Annotated in this window: 17 protein-coding genes and 1 other RNA gene; 8 read left to right on the forward strand and 10 right to left on the reverse strand. The window is 33.1% G+C overall.

Going from position 1 to position 18008, the window contains the following annotated elements:
* Positions 1-100: 100 nt before the first annotated feature.
* The 5 genes from MR053_RS10765 to MR053_RS10785 form a co-directional block, all read right to left on the reverse strand.
* Entirely contained in the window at positions 101-649 is a 549-nt protein-coding gene (locus MR053_RS10765) for a 1-acyl-sn-glycerol-3-phosphate acyltransferase (protein WP_242132435.1), read from the reverse strand.
* 1 nt (position 650) lies between these two features.
* Positions 651-1733, reverse strand: a complete 1083-nt coding sequence (locus tag MR053_RS10770) for an iron-containing alcohol dehydrogenase family protein (protein WP_242132436.1) — start codon at positions 1731-1733, stop codon at positions 651-653.
* A 102-nt stretch (positions 1734-1835) separates the two neighbouring features.
* Entirely contained in the window at positions 1836-2546 is a 711-nt protein-coding gene (locus MR053_RS10775) for an HAD family hydrolase (protein ID WP_394800250.1), read from the reverse strand.
* 13 nt (positions 2547-2559) lie between these two features.
* The gene (gene kdsB / locus MR053_RS10780) at positions 2560-3288 is read right to left on the reverse strand and encodes a 3-deoxy-manno-octulosonate cytidylyltransferase (RefSeq protein WP_242132437.1); all 729 of its coding nucleotides are present in this window, start codon (positions 3286-3288) and stop codon (positions 2560-2562) included.
* Between the two features lie 45 nt (positions 3289-3333).
* Entirely contained in the window at positions 3334-4758 is a 1425-nt protein-coding gene (locus tag MR053_RS10785) for an ATP-dependent DNA helicase (protein WP_242132438.1), read from the reverse strand.
* A gap of 129 nt (positions 4759-4887) precedes the next feature.
* On the opposite strand from MR053_RS10785, the gene MR053_RS10790 reads away from it, so the two are divergent.
* From MR053_RS10790 to MR053_RS10810, 5 genes are all read left to right on the forward strand, one after another.
* Entirely contained in the window at positions 4888-5619 is a 732-nt protein-coding gene (locus tag MR053_RS10790) for a hypothetical protein (RefSeq protein WP_242132439.1), read from the forward strand.
* Positions 5603-6424, forward strand: coding sequence for a DUF3822 family protein (locus tag MR053_RS10795; RefSeq protein WP_242132440.1), 822 nt, complete (start codon positions 5603-5605; stop codon positions 6422-6424). Before MR053_RS10790 ends, MR053_RS10795 begins: the two co-directional genes overlap by 17 nt.
* Complete coding sequence (gene rsmD, locus MR053_RS10800) at positions 6424-6957, forward strand: 16S rRNA (guanine(966)-N(2))-methyltransferase RsmD (RefSeq protein WP_242132441.1); 534 nt, start codon at positions 6424-6426, stop codon at positions 6955-6957. The genes MR053_RS10795 and rsmD overlap by 1 nt, the downstream gene beginning before the upstream one ends.
* Positions 6958-7121: 164 nt before the next feature.
* Positions 7122-7652, forward strand: a complete 531-nt coding sequence (locus MR053_RS10805) for a nuclear transport factor 2 family protein (RefSeq protein WP_242132442.1) — start codon at positions 7122-7124, stop codon at positions 7650-7652.
* 12 nt (positions 7653-7664) lie between these two features.
* A complete protein-coding gene (locus MR053_RS10810) occupies positions 7665-8411 on the forward strand; it encodes a hypothetical protein (RefSeq protein WP_242132443.1) in 747 nt (248 codons plus the stop codon).
* Positions 8412-8460: 49 nt separating this feature from the next.
* Here MR053_RS10810 and rnpB read toward each other — a convergent pair.
* An RNA gene (gene rnpB, locus MR053_RS10815) (RNase P RNA component class A) lies at positions 8461-8768 on the reverse strand.
* Between the two features lie 199 nt (positions 8769-8967).
* On the opposite strand from rnpB, the gene MR053_RS10820 reads away from it, so the two are divergent.
* Both MR053_RS10820 and miaE read left to right on the forward strand, forming a co-directional pair.
* Positions 8968-10704 (forward strand): DNA polymerase III subunit gamma/tau, encoded by a 1737-nt coding sequence (locus MR053_RS10820; protein WP_242132444.1) that lies wholly within the window; start codon positions 8968-8970, stop codon positions 10702-10704.
* A gap of 127 nt (positions 10705-10831) precedes the next feature.
* Positions 10832-11413 carry a tRNA-(ms[2]io[6]A)-hydroxylase gene (gene miaE, locus MR053_RS10825; RefSeq protein WP_242132445.1) on the forward strand — a complete coding sequence of 194 codons (582 nt, stop codon included), beginning with the start codon at positions 10832-10834 and terminating at the stop codon, positions 11411-11413.
* 2 nt (positions 11414-11415) lie between these two features.
* Here the strand turns inward: miaE and MR053_RS10830 are convergent, their stop codons facing one another.
* The 4 genes from MR053_RS10830 to MR053_RS10845 all read right to left on the reverse strand — a co-directional run bounded on the left by MR053_RS10830 (position 11416) and on the right by MR053_RS10845 (position 15776).
* A complete protein-coding gene (locus MR053_RS10830; RefSeq protein WP_242132446.1) occupies positions 11416-11946 on the reverse strand; it encodes a porin family protein in 531 nt (176 codons plus the stop codon).
* A 102-nt stretch (positions 11947-12048) separates the two neighbouring features.
* Complete coding sequence (locus MR053_RS10835; protein WP_242132447.1) at positions 12049-12954, reverse strand: Ppx/GppA phosphatase family protein; 906 nt, start codon at positions 12952-12954, stop codon at positions 12049-12051.
* A gap of 1 nt (position 12955) precedes the next feature.
* Positions 12956-15019: a polyphosphate kinase 1 gene (gene ppk1 / locus MR053_RS10840; protein ID WP_242132448.1), complete on the reverse strand. Its 2064-nt coding sequence runs from the start codon at positions 15017-15019 to the stop codon at positions 12956-12958.
* Between the two features lie 271 nt (positions 15020-15290).
* Positions 15291-15776, reverse strand: coding sequence for a SixA phosphatase family protein (locus tag MR053_RS10845; RefSeq protein ID WP_223551994.1), 486 nt, complete (start codon positions 15774-15776; stop codon positions 15291-15293).
* Between the two features lie 465 nt (positions 15777-16241).
* Between MR053_RS10845 and MR053_RS10850 the strand changes: the two genes are divergently transcribed.
* On the forward strand, positions 16242-18008 hold a 1767-nt coding region (locus MR053_RS10850), incomplete at its 3' end, for an HYR domain-containing protein (protein ID WP_242132449.1).

The following is an 18008-nucleotide window of genomic DNA, read 5'->3' on the forward strand; positions in this document are numbered from 1 at the left end:
TTTAAATAGTATATGTTTCTTTTTAGGGACAAAAACTGTTTACTTTATGTTTCATATACTATATATAACTGTCAATTTTTATGCCAATCTCACAATATTTTTAGGAATTTTTAGGATTTTTTCCTTTTACCCCTCTAAAGAAATTATGCATAAATTTAAAATCTGCTTCCATATTTTCTGTTGGATAAAATGGTTCTGAAATTTTATTCTGTTTGTTTTCAAAATCGAGTGTAAACATAATGATTGGAACCTGGGCAATTTTAGCGATGTAATAAAAACCTGTACGCCATTTATTTACTTTTTTTCTGGTACCTTCTGGAGCTAATGCCATTCTAAATTCCTCTTTTTTATTAAACAACTTAGCGATGGCCTTAACTTTGTTTTCCTTAGTATACCTATCTATTGGTGTACCACCCAACATTCGTAAAAACCATCCAACCGGAAAAACAAATAATTCTTTTTTACCAACAAAATTTACTTTAATACCCAATACAGCTCGTAATAGAACGCCTATATAAAAATCATGCCAACTAGTATGGGGAACAGCTATAATAACGGCCTTCTTTATAGTGTCCTTTGAAATGTTGGTGTTACCAACTATTTTCCATCCAAGGACTTTATAATAAACGAATTTGGCTAACCATTGCATATTACATTTTTAAGTACATCGTCCTAAGTTGTTTAGGAGATATTTTTTTCTTCCAATTGTTTCCAAGTGCGTTCTCCCAAAGAGGTTCCATAGCCCATGAAATAGAAACCATAGTATCTAAATCCTCTTCACTTAAATGGGCACAAATGCCTTGTGGCAGTTCTATATTATGTTTTTCTTTCATAATTTTGAACAGCCTAACACCTTCAGGATAAAATTCTTCCAAAAAGTCAAAAACAATGCAATTTCCTATACCATGCTTGGTTCCTAAAACATATGACAATCCATAACTCATAGCATGTGCCACACCAACTTGTGAATATGCAATACTCATACCACCGTGCCAAGACGCCATCATTAGCTTATCTTGAGCTTCTGTAATACTTAGTGTATTCTCTAAAAATACTTCCTTACATAAATTGTAAGCCATATCGCCATAACTTTTACTAAAAGCATTTAAATATGATCCTTGAAGTGATTCTACAGAATGTATAAAACAATCCATTCCAGTAAAAAACCATTGGTCTTTAGGAACATTTTTAGTTAACTCGGGATCTAATATTACTTGGTCGAAAGGGGTGTAATCTGAATTAATTCCAAGTTTCTTTTTTGGACCTGTTAATACGGTGGTTCTAGAAACCTCAGCACCTGTGCCCGAAATGGTTGGTATGCCCACATGATATAAGGCTGGATTTTTTACTAAATCCCAACCTTGATAGGAATGGGTTTCTCCTTCATTCGTTAGCATAATAGAAACAGCTTTTGCCAAATCCAATATACTCCCTCCCCCAATACCAATAATTCCGGACGGACGTTCCTTAACACTTAAAATAATCTCTTCAACTAAGTTATCAACTTGTATTGTTTTTGGTTCTTCCTCTGTTGAAATATAAATAATTCTATCATCGTAAGATAATGAAATGCGGGATGTAAGCCAAGAATCACTCTTAAATACATCATCTATCAAGTAGATAAATGGTGCATTCATATTTAGTCGCATTGGGGCAATGATTTCATTTAATTGATTGAAACTACCTCTGCCAAATATTACCCTTGGCACCATTGGAAAGTTTTTATAATTCATTTAATTTGTTTTCTTTTTTCACAGAAAGTAAAAATAGGTTTTATATAAATTTTATTACTGGAAATTTTTTTTTAGTGTCTTCTCCTATACACATGATTGATTTTAGTTCAATAACTTTAAAACATCACGCAAACTATTTACCGATATATATGCTTTTCTATTGGATTCCTTTTCAGTGACCATTTCATGGACCCATGTTGTATGGAATGGAATATGTATGGCATTTGACTTAATATTTACCAATGGTAAAACATCAGACTTTAATGAATTTCCTATCATAAGAAATTGTGAAGGTTCTATATCTAAATGATCTAATAATTTTGAATAATTAGCTTCCTTCTTATCACTAAGCACTTCTATATGATGAAAATACTTCGTTAATCCCGATTTTTCCAATTTACGTTCTTGATCCAGTAAATCACCTTTAGTCGCCAATATCAATCTATATTTTTTTGATAAAGTTTCTAAAACTTCTTCAACCCCATCCAACAACTCTACTGGTTTGTTAAGCATGGTTTTACCTATATTAAGAATAGCTTCAAAAGTTTTAGTTCCAACATTATAATTGGATAATTCCAAAGCACTCTCAACCATTGATAATACAAATGCTTTTATTCCATAACCATATAAATCGAGATTTCTTATTTCAACCTTAAATAGCTCTTGATCTATTTTATTAGGTGTTTCATACTCTGATAGTAATTTAGCGAACTCTGATTCGGCTTCCCTGAAATAAGTTTCATTAACCCAAAGGGTATCATCTGCATCAAAACCAATAACTTTTATGTTTTTATATTCCTTAATCAATTTCATCAAACTTTAATCTTTATTTCCAAATTTTTTTTGCACGTTCTAGGTCTTCAGGAGTATCAATTTCTACACCTTGAACTTTGGTTTCAACCATTTTAATACGTTTACCATACTCCAAATACCGGATACATTCAATTTTTTCTGAAGCTTCAAGTGGCAACATTGGCAAGTGGTAAAAATCTAATATAGCCTGTTTTCTAAAGGCGTAAACCCCTTTGTGCTTATAAAATTTAGCACCAGCGTTCTTATCTCTTAAGTATGGTATGGGACTTCTGGAAAAATATAGAGCAAAATTATTTTGATCTACTATTACCTTAACGGTATTGGGATTGTTAATCTCATCTTCATCGGTTATATGTACCATTAGAGATGCCAAATCCACTTCCCTTTTAACATCGCTTTTAAAGACTTCAATTAATTTATCTAGTGATTCCTTTTCAGTAAAAGGCTCATCTCCTTGCACATTAATAACAATATCTATATCCATAGACTCAACCGCTTCGGCTATCCTGTCACTACCACATTCATGTTCTTTTAGGCTCATAATGGCCTTTCCTCCATTAGATACTATTTCTTTATAAATAATATCACTATCGGTAACTACGAAAACATCATCGAACAAACAAGTAGCTACTGTAGCCTCATAAGTTCTTGATATTACCGATTTACCTCCTAAATCCTGCATGAGTTTGCCTGGAAAACGGGAGGCCGCATAGCGTGCAGGTATCATTGCAATTATCTTCATTTAACTAATATGGATTTATTTCAAAAATAGGATAAATACTTCAATTTATACTTCAAAAAAGTCATCTTTAAAACCTATAAGATACAATTTTTCCTTGGCTCTTGTGACGGCCGTATACAACCAACGTAAATAATCTTTATCCGCCCCATTTGGCAGATAAGGTTGCTCAACAAATACCGTATGCCACTGTCCTCCTTGTGATTTATGGCAGGTAATAGCATACGAAAATTTAACTTGAAGTGCATTAAAATGTTTGCTCCCCTTAATTTTTAAAAACTTACGGTAATTACTACTTTCATTTTCAAAATCCTTCATAACTTCTTGATAAAGTCTGTTGGAGTCGTCATAAGACAATGATGGTGTTTCTGCATGTATAGTATCTAGCAATAAAACTGTTTCAAAAGGACGCATCCTAGGATAATCGACCATACGCACTTTCACTTCAGCAAACCGAAAACCATAAAGTTCTTCAATTTTAAAAATTTCCAAAACTTCAATAATATCACCATTGGCTATAAACCCAGCTTCTGAGGTAGGCTTTATCCAAAAATAGTTGTTCTTGACAACCATTAAGTAGTCTCCGGTAGTCAACTCATTTTCATTAAATAAAATACGACTTCTTATTTGTTGATTATAAAGATTTGCTCGCTTATTGCTCCTAACAATGATGGTGGTCTCCTCATTACCCAAATTACTATATGCAGCATTAATTGCATCCATAATTTCATGACCATCCAATAATCTAACAATATCGGTGTAACCATTTAAATTAAATTTAAAGCTGTCGTAAAATGAACTTAACAAAGTTTCCCTTAAAACTGTAGCGTTTTCCAAAATACCCGATTCCTCTCTTTGACGCACCACTTCATCAAGTTCAATCTTAATAACTTCTTTATTATAGTTTAAGCTTAAGGTTTTCTCATTAAGTGCTGGACTTAAATCTAGCTTTACCGGAGGTAACTGAGCTATATCGCCTATTAATAATAATTTACATTGGTGTCCAGAATATACATATTGCATTAGATCATCAAGTAGGGAGCCATTTTCGAAAAGTTTTGATTCCCCCGGAGTATCAGGTATCATAGAGGCTTCATCTACAATAAAAATGGTATTCTTATGCTTATTAGGCTGCAATACAAATTTCACACCTCCACCTTTATCTTTTTTGGGAAAATAAATTTTCTTATGAATCGTGAAAGCTTCTTTACCCGAATAATTTGAGATAACCTTAGCAGCCCTTCCCGTTGGCGCCATTAAAACAGCACTTTTTTTGGCTTTCCAAAGATTGGTTACTAGTACTCCTATTATGGTTGTTTTTCCAGTTCCTGCATAGCCCTTTAGCACATACAACATATTTGGGGTTTTACTAAAAATAAAATCCGATAACTGCTGTAAAACAATACCTTGCTTAAGGGTTGGAGCAAACGGAAATTGACTTTTTAAAAGGGAATAAAATTCGGTTGGCGACATGCATACAAACTACAAAAAATAAATAATTCCAAAGATAGAAATGATTTTTAGTTGCAATGGCTTTTGCGATTAAAAAAAAATTGTAGATTTGCTAAAACCGTTAATTTAATTTAATATAATACACTTAAAATGATTTTATACGTTATTCTTGCAATAGTTATTACCATTGGTTTAGTTTGGTTAATTGATAAGTTTATTCCTTCTAAACTTAGACCAGTAGTCATGATAGCTTTATGGGTTGTAATAGGGTTTTTAGCCTATAACACATTTATGTCTATTTACAAACCCATTCAGTTTAACCAAATAAAGAATAAGCGTTATGCACTAGTTATTAAAAGCTTAAAGGATATTAGGGATGCTCAATTGGCACACAAACAAGTTACTGGTAGGTTTTCCAATAATTTTGATGATTTGGTAAAGTTTATTGATACTGCAGAATTTACCATTACACAGAGACGTGATACCAGTGTTTTGGACGTTGAAATGACTAAACGTTTTGGTGGTGTTGAAACTTTTAAGGACGAAGTTTTAATTGATACTTTAGGTTTTGTTTCAGTGAAAGATTCTTTATTCGGTTCAGATGATCGTTACAAAACCATGATGAACGTACCAGTTGGAGAGGAAGGTGCTAAATTTGAGCTTAAGGCGGGGTTCTTGGAGGAAAGTGATATAAAAATACCTGTTTTTGAAGCATTAGTAAAAAAGGCTGTCGTTTTAAATGATCAAGATAAAGACCTTGTGAGACAGGAAGAAGAGGTTGTGTCTGTTGAAGGTGTAAATGGAGATGCCATTAGATTAGGTTCTATGGAAGAAGTTAACACAACTGGAAACTGGCCAAAAATTTATGACACAAAAGAGTAATACACAACAAAAACCAACCAACTATAAACTGTCCATTCAAATAAGTTTGAGTGGACTTTCTTTTTGTATACTGCAGGAAGAAACAAATACTATAATTGAGTTAAAGGATTTTAAATTTGATAAAAAATTAAATCCGCTTGAAGTTTTAGATTTTTTGAAACAGCAGTTTGGTAATGAGCAAAGCTTGAATCAATCATTTAGTTCAGTATGTGTTATCCATACTAACGAGCTTTCAACCCTGGTTTCAAAAGCTCTTTTTAATGAAGATTGTTTGGCCGATTACCTAAAATTCAATGCCAAAATATTAAAATCTGATTTTATAGACTACGACATTCTGAGTAATCTTGATATAATTAATGTTTATGTACCATATGTTAATATAAATAATTTTATATATGATTCTTTTGGTGCTTTTACTTACAAGCATTTTTCCACAGTGCTTATTGAAAGTATATTATCTAAAGAGAAGTCTGGAAATGATTCAAAAGTTTATGTTCATGTAGAATCGAACCATTTTGAAATAGTAGTTACAAACCAAGGTCAACTCATATTATATAATACCTTCGATTATAAAACCAAGGAAGATTTTATTTATTATATTCTATTCACCTATGAGCAATTAAAATTGAATCCAGAAACGCATACCCTAATTCTTTTAGGTAATATCTCTAAAACTAATGAACTTTACGATATAGCCTATAAGTATATTAGGCACATCGATTTTGGTTCTGGAATAGATAATCATAGGTTCAATGAAAAACTCTCTCAAAAGCATTCTAATTTTATTATTTTAAATAGTTTTTAATGCGTATCATATCAGGATTGTATAAAAGCAGAAAAATTGTAGCACCTAAAAAATTACCGGTGAGACCAACAACCGATATGGCAAAAGAATCCTTGTTCAATATTATTAATAACCAATACTATTTCGATGATATTTCGGTCTTGGATCTGTTTGCCGGTACTGGAAACATCAGTTATGAGTTTGCTTCAAGAGGCACGCTTAACATTACTTGTGTTGACCAAGATTATGGTTGCATTAAGTTTATAAACCAAACTGCAAAGAATTTTGATATGCCCATTGAAACTATTAAAAGTGATGTTTTCAAATTCTTGGAAAAAACGTCTTTAAAGCATGATATTATTTTTGCCGACCCTCCTTATAATTTTAGTGAAGTACAATTTGCATGCATCCCTGAAATAGTTTTCAAAAATAATTTATTAAAAGATAATGGTTTATTAATTATAGAACACTCAAAGCAGACCAACCTATCTCAAGTATCCAATTACAGCTACTCCAAAAATTATGGTGGTAGCGTTTTCTCATTTTTTGAGTAAAAGCTATATTTTATTATTTTTTTAATCCCCTTTTTTTCAGTATCTTAGAATTCTCCCTAAGATAGCATACCCGAAGTCTATCGTTTTACCTATTTGAATTTTATTTTCAAATAGGCATTCCTATTTGTTTATAACAAAATAATCATTAACAAAAACACCAAACAATGAAAAAACTGTTTTTATTAGTACTGGTAATAACCCTGTTTATTGCCTGCCAAAATCAACCGCAACGCTATTTTGAAAACTCAGCTGAAATTGAAACTGTTAAAGCTGGTATAAAAGCCTATGAATCTCAAGATTGGGATACCTGGAAAGCCAATTTTGCTGATACCGCAAAAATTTATGTCAATTCCAATAAAGCGTTATCGCCAGATGAAAGGATAGCTGTTTTTAAGGAAATGTTATCTAATATTGAATCGTATGGATTTAATGACAAGATGAATGAAGTAGAAATGATCGTAGATGCCAAAGGAAGAACTTGGGTAAACTATTGGAACCACTGGAAAGGAACAACAAAAATCACCAATACGGAAATTAATATCCCCGTACACCTTACACTAAGGTTCATTGATGGCAAAATTGTAGAGGAATATGCCTATTATGACACTGCACCTATTGTAGCAGCATTTACTGAAATTGAAGCAGCAAAAGCAGTGGAGGCTGAAAATGAAGATTCCATACAAGAAAATCAATAAAACTATATTATTATGAGAACAATTAAAATCACCTTAGCTATAGCATGTTATATGTGCTTGACTATACTTACTGCACATGCTCAAAAATTTTATCGAGTACATCAAGATAATGTAAAACCCTCCATGATGCTGGAATATGAAAAAGTAGCCAAAGAATTTAATGAAGCCTGTAAAGCACATAATGTTCAAACCCAGTGGTTAGCTACCACTATGGATGATTTTAGATATTTGTACGTGTCTCCAATTGAAAATTTTGCTGCACTAGATGAGCGTCCTATGGCAGATATGGCCAAGGCTATGGGAGATGACTTTGGTAAATTGTTTGAACGTTTTGACAAATGCTACGACTCCCATGGCACTTATATTATCGTTTTAGATGAAGAACTAACGTATATGCCAGAGGGAATTACGCAAACACAGGAAGGTCTGGACTATCGCGATTATTACTTTATACACTTTACTCCCGAAAATGCAAAAAACTTAAAAGAGGCTATGAAAGGGGTTAAAGAGATGTTCGCTGCTAAAGGTTCCAAAAATTATTACCGTATTTACAGAACAGGTTTTGGGCAAATGGACAGTTATTATATGATTGCTATGTCTAGTAAAGATGCCATTGATTCTGCCCAAAAATCTAAAGAGAATCAGGAACTTCTTGGTCCTGAGCGTTTTGAGGTTTTTGGAAAAGTTTTAAAATATGCTTCTAAAATGGAAGAGGTTACTGGAGAAATTAGACGCGACTTAAGTTACATGCCGAAATAGCATCTTGTTTTTTTGACAAAAGAAAGTGCGGCACATTGCCGCACTTGTTTGTTAAAGTAAATCTATAAGCCGAATTCTGTACTTCAAAAAGCCTTTGTCATTTATCTGAATGTATTGTTACCAATACACTTTAGCTGCCTACCCTCCAGCGTTGGGCGTGCAACCCTTAAATACTGGTTTACATGGCATTTCACCCCATAGAGTTTACCCGATTTCACTACAGCATTACCTGTACTTGCTTTCTGTTGCACTGGTCCTAACCTCACGGTTGGTGGCTGTTAACCACTATGGTGCACTACGGTGTTCGGACTTTCCTCCCCCCGATAGTAATCGGGAAGCGACAAAGCGATTTACTTAAAACAAAAGTAATATTAAAAAATAATTGACTAAACTTATAAGTATAAAAAAATTATGATGATACCAACTTAACCATTTAGTCTCTTAAAACACATTAAGTGCCCAAACTAATAACATGTTAATAACTCCTATTAAATTCTAAGTCTAGAATAACAAATTAAGCATTGAATTTTTAACTTTGTTACACTAAGATTTTTCAATGGAACATTTTGTAGTATCTGCACGTAAATATAGACCGCAAACCTTTAAAGATGTTGTGGGACAGCAGGCCATTACCAATACCTTGTTAAATGCCATTGAACATAATCATTTAGCTCAAGCACTTTTATTTACCGGTCCACGTGGAGTTGGAAAAACCACCTGCGCCCGTATTTTGGCCAAAATGATTAATAGTGATGGAAATGAAAATAACGATGAAGATTTTGCCTTTAATATTTTTGAGCTTGATGCGGCTTCCAATAATTCTGTAGATGATATTAGAAGCTTAACCGATCAAGTTCGAATTCCGCCTCAGGTTGGAAAATACAAAGTGTATATTATAGACGAGGTACACATGTTGTCTCAAGCAGCATTTAATGCATTTCTAAAAACGTTGGAAGAACCTCCTAAACATTGTATTTTTATTCTGGCTACAACAGAAAAACACAAAATTATCCCTACCATTTTATCGCGTTGTCAAATATTTGATTTTAAAAGGATAACTGTTAAGGATGCTAAGGAGTATTTAAAATACATTGCCAAACAACAAAATATTAACGCCGAAGATGATGCTTTGCACATTATTGCCCAAAAAGCAGATGGAGCCATGCGTGATGCGCTTTCCATTTTTGACCGTGTGGTTAGTTTTTCAGGCAAAAACTTAACACGCCAGGCCGTTACCGAAAATCTCAATGTACTTGATTACGAGACCTATTTTACGAGTACCGACTTTATATTAAACAATAAAATCCCAGAACTACTCATTCAGTTCAATAAAACACTTGCTCAAGGTTTCGATGGCCACCACTATATTGCTGGATTGGCTTCGCATTTTAGGGATCTTTTAGTTTGTAAAACACCTAAGACCATTGAACTACTAGAAGTTGGAGAACAAACTAAGGAAAAGTATTTAGAGCAGTCGCAAAAAGCTTCCCAAAAGTTTCTCTTAAAAAGTATAGAACTGGCTAACGACTGTGACTTGAAATATAAAACTAGTAAAAACCAACGCTTACTTGTCGAACTATGTTTAATGCAATTGGCCTCTATCACTTTTGATGGAGAAAAAAAAAATAGCAAACATTACATAGTTCCACCATCTTACTTTAAAAGTATAGGCATTACTCCTATACCTGTAGCCAAACCTGATGTAAACCACAAAAATGATTCAGACTCAGGACAGGATTTAGATAAAATTGAAGATAGTATTACTTCAAAAGCCACAGCTAGTGGTTCAGCAACTATTTTGGAACGCCCAAAAATTGTTTTATCTCGAGAAAAGAAAACAACTTCTGGTTTATCCCTGAGTAGCATAAGAGCCAAAAAAGAACATCAAATTAAACAAATTGATGTAGTTGTGGATGAAGAAAGCTTACCCAAAGACCCTTTTACCGAAAAAGAGCTTATTTCTGCATGGAATAGTTTTACCAAAGAATTAAAAAATAAGGGAAAACATAACTTGGCTTCTATTTTATCAATTGACACTCCAAAGGTTAAGGACACTACAATCTGTTTAGAATATCCAAATGAAACCAATAAAAAGGAATTAATGGCTAACCAGTATGAATTACTTTTGTATATTAGAAAGGCCCTTAATAACTACGATGTTCATTTAGATATTACGGTTAATGAAGAAAAAGAAAAGCATTATGCCTATACCGCACTTGAAAAATTTAATAAGCTTAAAGAAAAAAACTCTAATATAGAACTATTAAAAAAAACATTTGGATTAGATGTATAGAGGAAAAACAAACATAATGTAACCGTAGTTCCAGTAATTAAAAAGATAGATAGTAGATATTAAACCATATCACATTAAACCTTTTATCTAACCCAAATAAAATACTATTTTCCATATACAAACAATCATGTTAGGCTTAAAATTACCCACAGACCCACGTTGGGTTAATATTGTTGAAAAAAACATAGAAGAAATATTAACCGATCATGCCTTTTGTGAACAAAAGGCTACAAGCACAGCTATTTCATTAATTGTTAGCTTTCCAGAATATACCGAATTAGTTCAGGAAATGGTAGCTTTGGTTAAAGAGGAAATAAGTCATTTTAAAATGGTTCATGATAAAATATTAGAGCGGGGTTGGGTTCTGGGAAAGGACAGAAAAGATTATTATGTTGTTGAGCTGTTAAAATTTTTTCCTAAAGGTGGTAGTAGAACTACACAGTTAGTACACCGTTTACTATATGCGGCCTTAATAGAAGCAAGAAGTTGTGAACGGTTTAGATTGTTATCTGAAGAACTGGATGACAAAGAGCTTGCCGAATTTTATAGAAAGTTAATGGTAAGTGAAGCTAACCACTATACCATGTTTTTGGGTTTTGCCCGAAAATATGGCAATAAAAAAGAAGTTGATACCAAGTGGCAAGAACTTCTTGAATATGAAGCCAAAATCATGTCCAATCTCGGAAAGTCTGAGACGGTACATGGTTAATGTTAAAATTTATAGCCAAATCCTAATTGAATGTTCGTGTTTTTTCCCTCAAAAGACATAAAATCTTCAAAAACGTTTGTAATTCCATAAGTATAACGAGCATCTAGGAACAAGGTATGTGTTAACTTAAACTCAATACCTCCTACACCAGAATACGCAAAATTCTTAACACCATCGTTTGCTTCATGAACCTTAATACCTACTTGTGGTCCAAAACCCAAATGAAATTTTTCACTTAGTCGAAATTTAAAAAATGCTGGAATTTGAATGTAATCCAATCTTAAGTCATCATTTTTTCCTCCTTCAGATGAGAATTGTAGTTCTGGTGCAAATGCTACCGCCTTGGACAATCCAAATTCACCGAAGAAACCAATCATCAATCCATTTCTATGATCATTCCTAAATGTTGCATCGGGATCAAAATCCATATTGGAAAAATTTATACCTGCACGTACACCATATTTAGTTCCTTGTGAATACCCGTGAAAAGAGATAAAAGTAACGAGCAAAATTAAAAGTAGTGCTTTTTTCATAATGAATAAATTTGGGTTAATGTTAATATCAAACAATCTACTAGTAACGAATATATATTTTTTTGTTAGAAAAAGTATATTTAAAAGGTGAATTGCAAAATTTTACTGTGTATTACTCGAAACCGTGTCGTAATATATACTTTTTATTATACCATCTGCCAATCCAATTTTAGGGACATAAATATGTTTAGCACTACTCCATTTCATAGCAAACAAATAGATTCTCAAGGCTGGAATAATTACATCGGCACGGTCTTGGTTTAGGTCTAATTCGGTAATACGTTCTTCATAAGAATAGCTCTGTAAGGTATTATAGTATGACGTTAAATAAAAGTAAGTTAAAGGTTTGCCTAATGCTTTTCCAGAAATCTTGAAAATTTTGTTTATGTTTCCCCCAGAACCTATAACGGCTAATTTTTCGTAGGTCTTAACATTATTAGTTATCCACTTTTCCAATTCAATCCAGGACTCCTTTACCACCATATCGTTCAATAGCCTAACCGTTCCTATTTTAAAAGATCTTGAAGTAATGGGCTTTCCTTGATCAAATACCGTAAATTCAGTACTTCCACCTCCAACATCTACATATAAATAGGTTTTGTTTGGATCTATATATTTGTGTAAATCTGTTGCAGCTATTATTGCCGCTTCTTCTTCTCCTCCAATAATGTCTATATTTATTCCAGATTCTTTTAAAACCCTACCAACCACTTGTTTTCCATTTTGCGATTCACGCATGGCAGATGTCGCACAAGCTTTATATTTAACCACCTTATGCGATTTCATTAATAATTTAAATGCCAGCATTGTATCTAACATTCGTTCGGTATTTTCCTTTGAAATTTTTTGCTTCATAAAAACGTCTGCTCCTAAACGAATGGGGACACGCACTAAAGAACTTTTCTTAAACTGAACAGGCTTTCCCTTTTGTTCTATAACATTAGCAATAAGTAAACGCACAGCATTGGAACCTATATCGATTGCTGCGTATTTTTTAATCGAGAGCATATTAATCTTTTAGTTTTTTTTGATAATAATCATAAATTGCAAACTGTGAACGAACCTTTTTATTAGTATCTACTTTATAATTATTATTTTGTGAAGCATCTAGTATTCTAGCTTTTACATTATCACTCCAACATATATTGAAATGGTCTATAATTTCCTGTTTGATATCCTCATCGTATATAGGGCAGGTAACCTCTACTCGATTATCAATGTTTCTTGTCATCCAATCTGCCGACGATATATAGATTTTAGGATTGTTGTTATTTCCAAAGATATATATTCTTGAATGTTCTAAAAATTTATCAACTACACTTATAACTTCTATATTCTCGCTCATAGCTTCAACTCCTGGAATTAAACTACATATTCCTCGAACAATCATTTGTATTTTTACCCCAGCTCTACTAGCTTCATATAATTTATCTACCATAGCATAACTTGAAATGCTATTCATTTTTAATCTTATGAAACCATTATTGTGCACTTTGGCATTTTCAATTTCATTATCAACTAGTTTAAATATGGAACTTTGTGTATAATGGGGAGATGTTATTAAATGTTTGTACTTATACATTTTATAACTAGCATTAAAGAAATTGAAAATTTTATTGACGTCCTTCAAGACACTTTGATTAGAAGTGAATAAAGTATGGTCTGTGTATATTTTAGCTGTAGATTCATTAAAATTACCTGTACTAATAAATCCATATCGCATCATTTTTTTACCTTCTTCACGTTCTATCACACACATTTTACTGTGTACCTTAAGGCCTTCTACTCCAAATATTAAGTTCACACCTTCATCTTTCATTTGTTGGGCGTATTCGATATTTGCTTCTTCATCAAATCGCGCACGTAACTCGATGGAAACGGTTACATTTTTACCATTAATTGCAGCATTAATTAAGGCACTAGCAATATGCGAAATTTGAGCTAACCTGTAAATGGTTATTTTTATGGTTTTGACCTTAGGATCCAAAGCCGCTTCACGAAGAAATTTTACGACATAAGAAAAAGTGTGATAAGGTGCATAAAGCAAGTAGTCTTTTTTTGCAATAGCTTCGAAAATACTGGACTCCAAATTTAGACCTTTAATAGGTAGTGCCTCAATTTTATCATAAAGCAGATCATTTCTGCCCAAACTGGGAAAGTTCATGTAATCACGTCTGTTATGGTATCGACCTCCGGGAATAATACTATCGTGGTCATCAATCCCCATTTTAGACATTAAATATTGTAAGGTTTCCTGGTCTATGGTCTTGTCGTAAACAAATCGAACGGGTTCCCCTATTTGTCGGTGCTTAACGCTATCTGATATTTTTTCAACAAAACTTTTACTCAAATCACTATCAAAATCCAATTCACCATCACGGGTAATCTTAATCATATGCGCACTGACACTTTTGTAATTGAATATATTAAAAATATCTGCCAAGCAATGCCTTAGTAGGTCATCAATTAATATAATGTAATTATGCTCTCCTTGTTTGGGCAAGACTACAAAGCGATTGATGTTTTTTGGAATTTCGATTAAGGCAAATTGTCTGCTGCTATCTTCCATTACCATCCTAACGGCTAAATATGCAGCACTATCCTTTAGGTTAGGAATAGTTACTGAATCGTTTAATATAATGGTTACTAAAGCTGGACTTACTTTCCGTATAAAATACTGACGTAGAAAATCATGTTGAGAACTATCTATCTGGCTTTCATCTATGATATAAATGCTCTCCTTTTCTAAATCTTGAGTTATGGTTTCCAATACATCAAGGCTTTCACTTTGTTGATCAATTACTATTTTTGTTATAATTTCGAGCAACTCTTTAGCCTTTATACCCCCTAACTCACTTTTGGCACCTTTACCTGCTTCAACAATACGTTTTATAGTAGCATAGCGTACTTTAAAAAATTCATCTAGATTATTTGAAAATATTCCTAAAAACCTTAAACGCTCTATTAAGGGCACCGTTACATCTGATGCCTCTTGAAGCACCCTTGCATTAAACTGTAACCAACTTATTTCTCTATTTATGTACTTATTCTCGATAGCAATGGCTGGAATCATATATTCTATTTAATAAAAAACAAATATATTGTATTTAAAACTAAAAATTTAATTGAGTTTTTATTATTGTTAAGATCGAAAAGAGCTTGTTATAAGATAGTTTAAGTCTTTTTTATTATATTTTCAAACTCTAAAAACTATTTGCTGAATACTTTAATAATCACAGTAATAAAGGCTATAAGCTACTACTGTAAATTATTTGTTCTATAATTGGCTTCGAGAGCACTTAGGCAAACCATCCACCCTCTATCTATAAAACACAACATCATTTTCATTTCAAGTCCCTTGGAAATACGGTTTTTACAGTTCTCCCTTGCTTTAGGTCACTCCAAGACTCAATGTCATAGACCATAATAACGACACCACAGGTTGGCACATTTTCAATATATTTGCTGCCATAAGTATTTACAAATGACGTTATGGCATGATTATGTCCAAAAACCATTAAGTTGTCAACTGTTGATTCACAGGCCTTAATGACCCTAACCAAATCATAACCAGAAAAGTCATATAAATCGTGAAGATATTCTACCTTTTTACGATCCAAATTTAAAGTGCTAATAAAAGTTTCAGCGGTTAACTTGGTACGTGTAGCATCACTAACCAAAACCAAATCTGGGTCAAATTGTTCTTTAATTAAATGTTTTGCAACTAATTTAACATCACTAGCACCTCTATCATTTAGAGGTCTTTCATGGTCAATAACATTGTGTTTCCATGACGATTTTGCATGCCTTATTAGAATAAGTTTCTTCATATGACTCGGTAAAAAGTTAATTTTTATCGATAAAAAGTTGTTTTTATCGATAAAAAGGATTTAATTTGCTAATTAGATTGTACAAAATTATATACTTTTAAGTAACTTAAATATAAATAAATATGGGTTAAATTATTGGAAATAAGATGTTGTGAACATCTATTATCGTTAAATCATATTATTAATCCGATTAAAAGAAAAACAACACAGGTTGTCGACTTTTTAAGTGATTTAACATATTTTTTTGAAAAAATAATAACATATATGTTGCTTTGTGTAGCTATTAACTGAATAAAGATGACCCCAAATCTGATTTCACACGTAAAGTTTTTAATGTCGTTATGCTACGACATTTTTCCCTCATTACTTTTTAAGAATAACGAAGCATGTATGGACAGCAATGAAGCTGTACCATTATATTTACATATATAAAAGTTGCTAAAGTCAATACAAATCTACAAGCTTATGAAAACTAATACTTATAGTTTATTATCAAAAGCCCAAAAGCAAATATTTAAGGGATTTTTTCTATTTGCCTTTTGGTTTTTTGGATTTTCTTATTCTAGTGCTCAATGTACAATCGATACGGCTGCTACTGGAGGGGACAATATTATGACTGGTACCGAATTACTAGCATATATTAATAATCCTGCCAATAATTGCACTGGCATGTTAACTATAGCAAGTCCAGTTGATATTATTTTATCAGCAGATTTAACAATTCCAAATACAATTGATAGGATAATTATTGAAGATGGAGGTCAGATATTATGGGCTCAAAACAATGTTGGTTTGTATTTAGCTGAAAACACTGCGGTTGTAATTGAAAATACTACAGATATTGGTAAAACAACAGGTGCATTGGGTTCTACTACAGCTTCATGTAGTAATACTAGAGCACTATATATTGGTTCTGTTAAATATACAGCTTGTACTGGTGGAGGAAATGTTTGTGTTATTTTTTCAGAAGTTATTGAAGCTGGAGGAACCATTCAATTAGATCCAGATTTTGCCATAGTTAGTGGAACAGATAATGAAGTTTGTTTTGGACCTTTGGATGTCGAAATTGAACTTAATGGTTTTATAGATGGTGTTCCAACATTTGACTGGAATTTTATTTCTGGTCCAGGAACAGCTACATTTACACCTGATGATGCCGCTGCTACAACTATTGAGGTAACTACTCCAGGTACTTATGTATTCAGAATTAATGTTAGAGTTCCTTTAAGTGCTGACTGTTTAGATACTTATGTAGATGTATATACAGATATAGAGATTGTATTTGCCAATACTATAACTGTAGGAATAATGTCTGTAAATCCAAGTGCTGGAGGTACTTGTAATTTGAATGTAGACTTTGATGGTTCTGCTATGAATGCTGGACCTAACACAACATATTTTTGGGAATTTGGTGATGGCAATACAAGCACATTGCAAAACCCAACACATTCCTATGCTCAAGGAGGTGATTATGATATTATCTTGACGATAACAGATCCTGATGCCATTGCTGAATGTAATACCGCTAGTGCTTATGACACCATTACTATTACAGACCCTCCTCCAACAATAACTTGTCCTCTTACAGTTAATGTTTTTGCCGACTATGGATTATGTACAGCTTCTAATATTGATTTAGGAGACCCATATGTTGATGATGATTGTGATATTAATGATTTAACAATAACTAATAATGCTCCGTCCTCATTCCCTGTTGGTACAACTACTGTAACATGGACCGTAACTGACGGATCCGGTAATACTGCTACCTGTGAGCAGATCGTAACGGTAACTGACAACGAGAATCCTACAATAACATGTGCAGTACCTGTCGTATCATATGATACTGATCCTGACGTCTGTACATTTACGGTTGTTGATACCAGCTTAAATCCTACATCTGCTGGAGATAATTGTGGTGTTGCATCAGTTCTAAATGATTTTAACAATAGCTCTACCTTAAATGGGGCCACTTTTCCATTAGGAACCACCTCTGTCACGTGGACAATAACTGACGGATCCGGTAATACTGCTACCTGTGAGCAGATCGTAACGGTAACTGACAACCAAAATCCAACCATTACTTGTCCGGCTGACGTATCGGTCAATGCCGATGCAGGACTATGTACCGCCTCTGGTGTAAACCTTGGAACTCCGGTAACCGACGACAACTGTTCGGTAGCCTCTGTAACAAACGACGCTGTTGAGCCTTTCGCTCTTGGTGATACTATC

Origin of the sequence: Aestuariivivens marinum, assembly GCF_022662175.1 — a bacterium.
In the GTDB taxonomy this organism is placed as follows: domain Bacteria; phylum Bacteroidota; class Bacteroidia; order Flavobacteriales; family Flavobacteriaceae; genus Aestuariivivens; species Aestuariivivens marinum.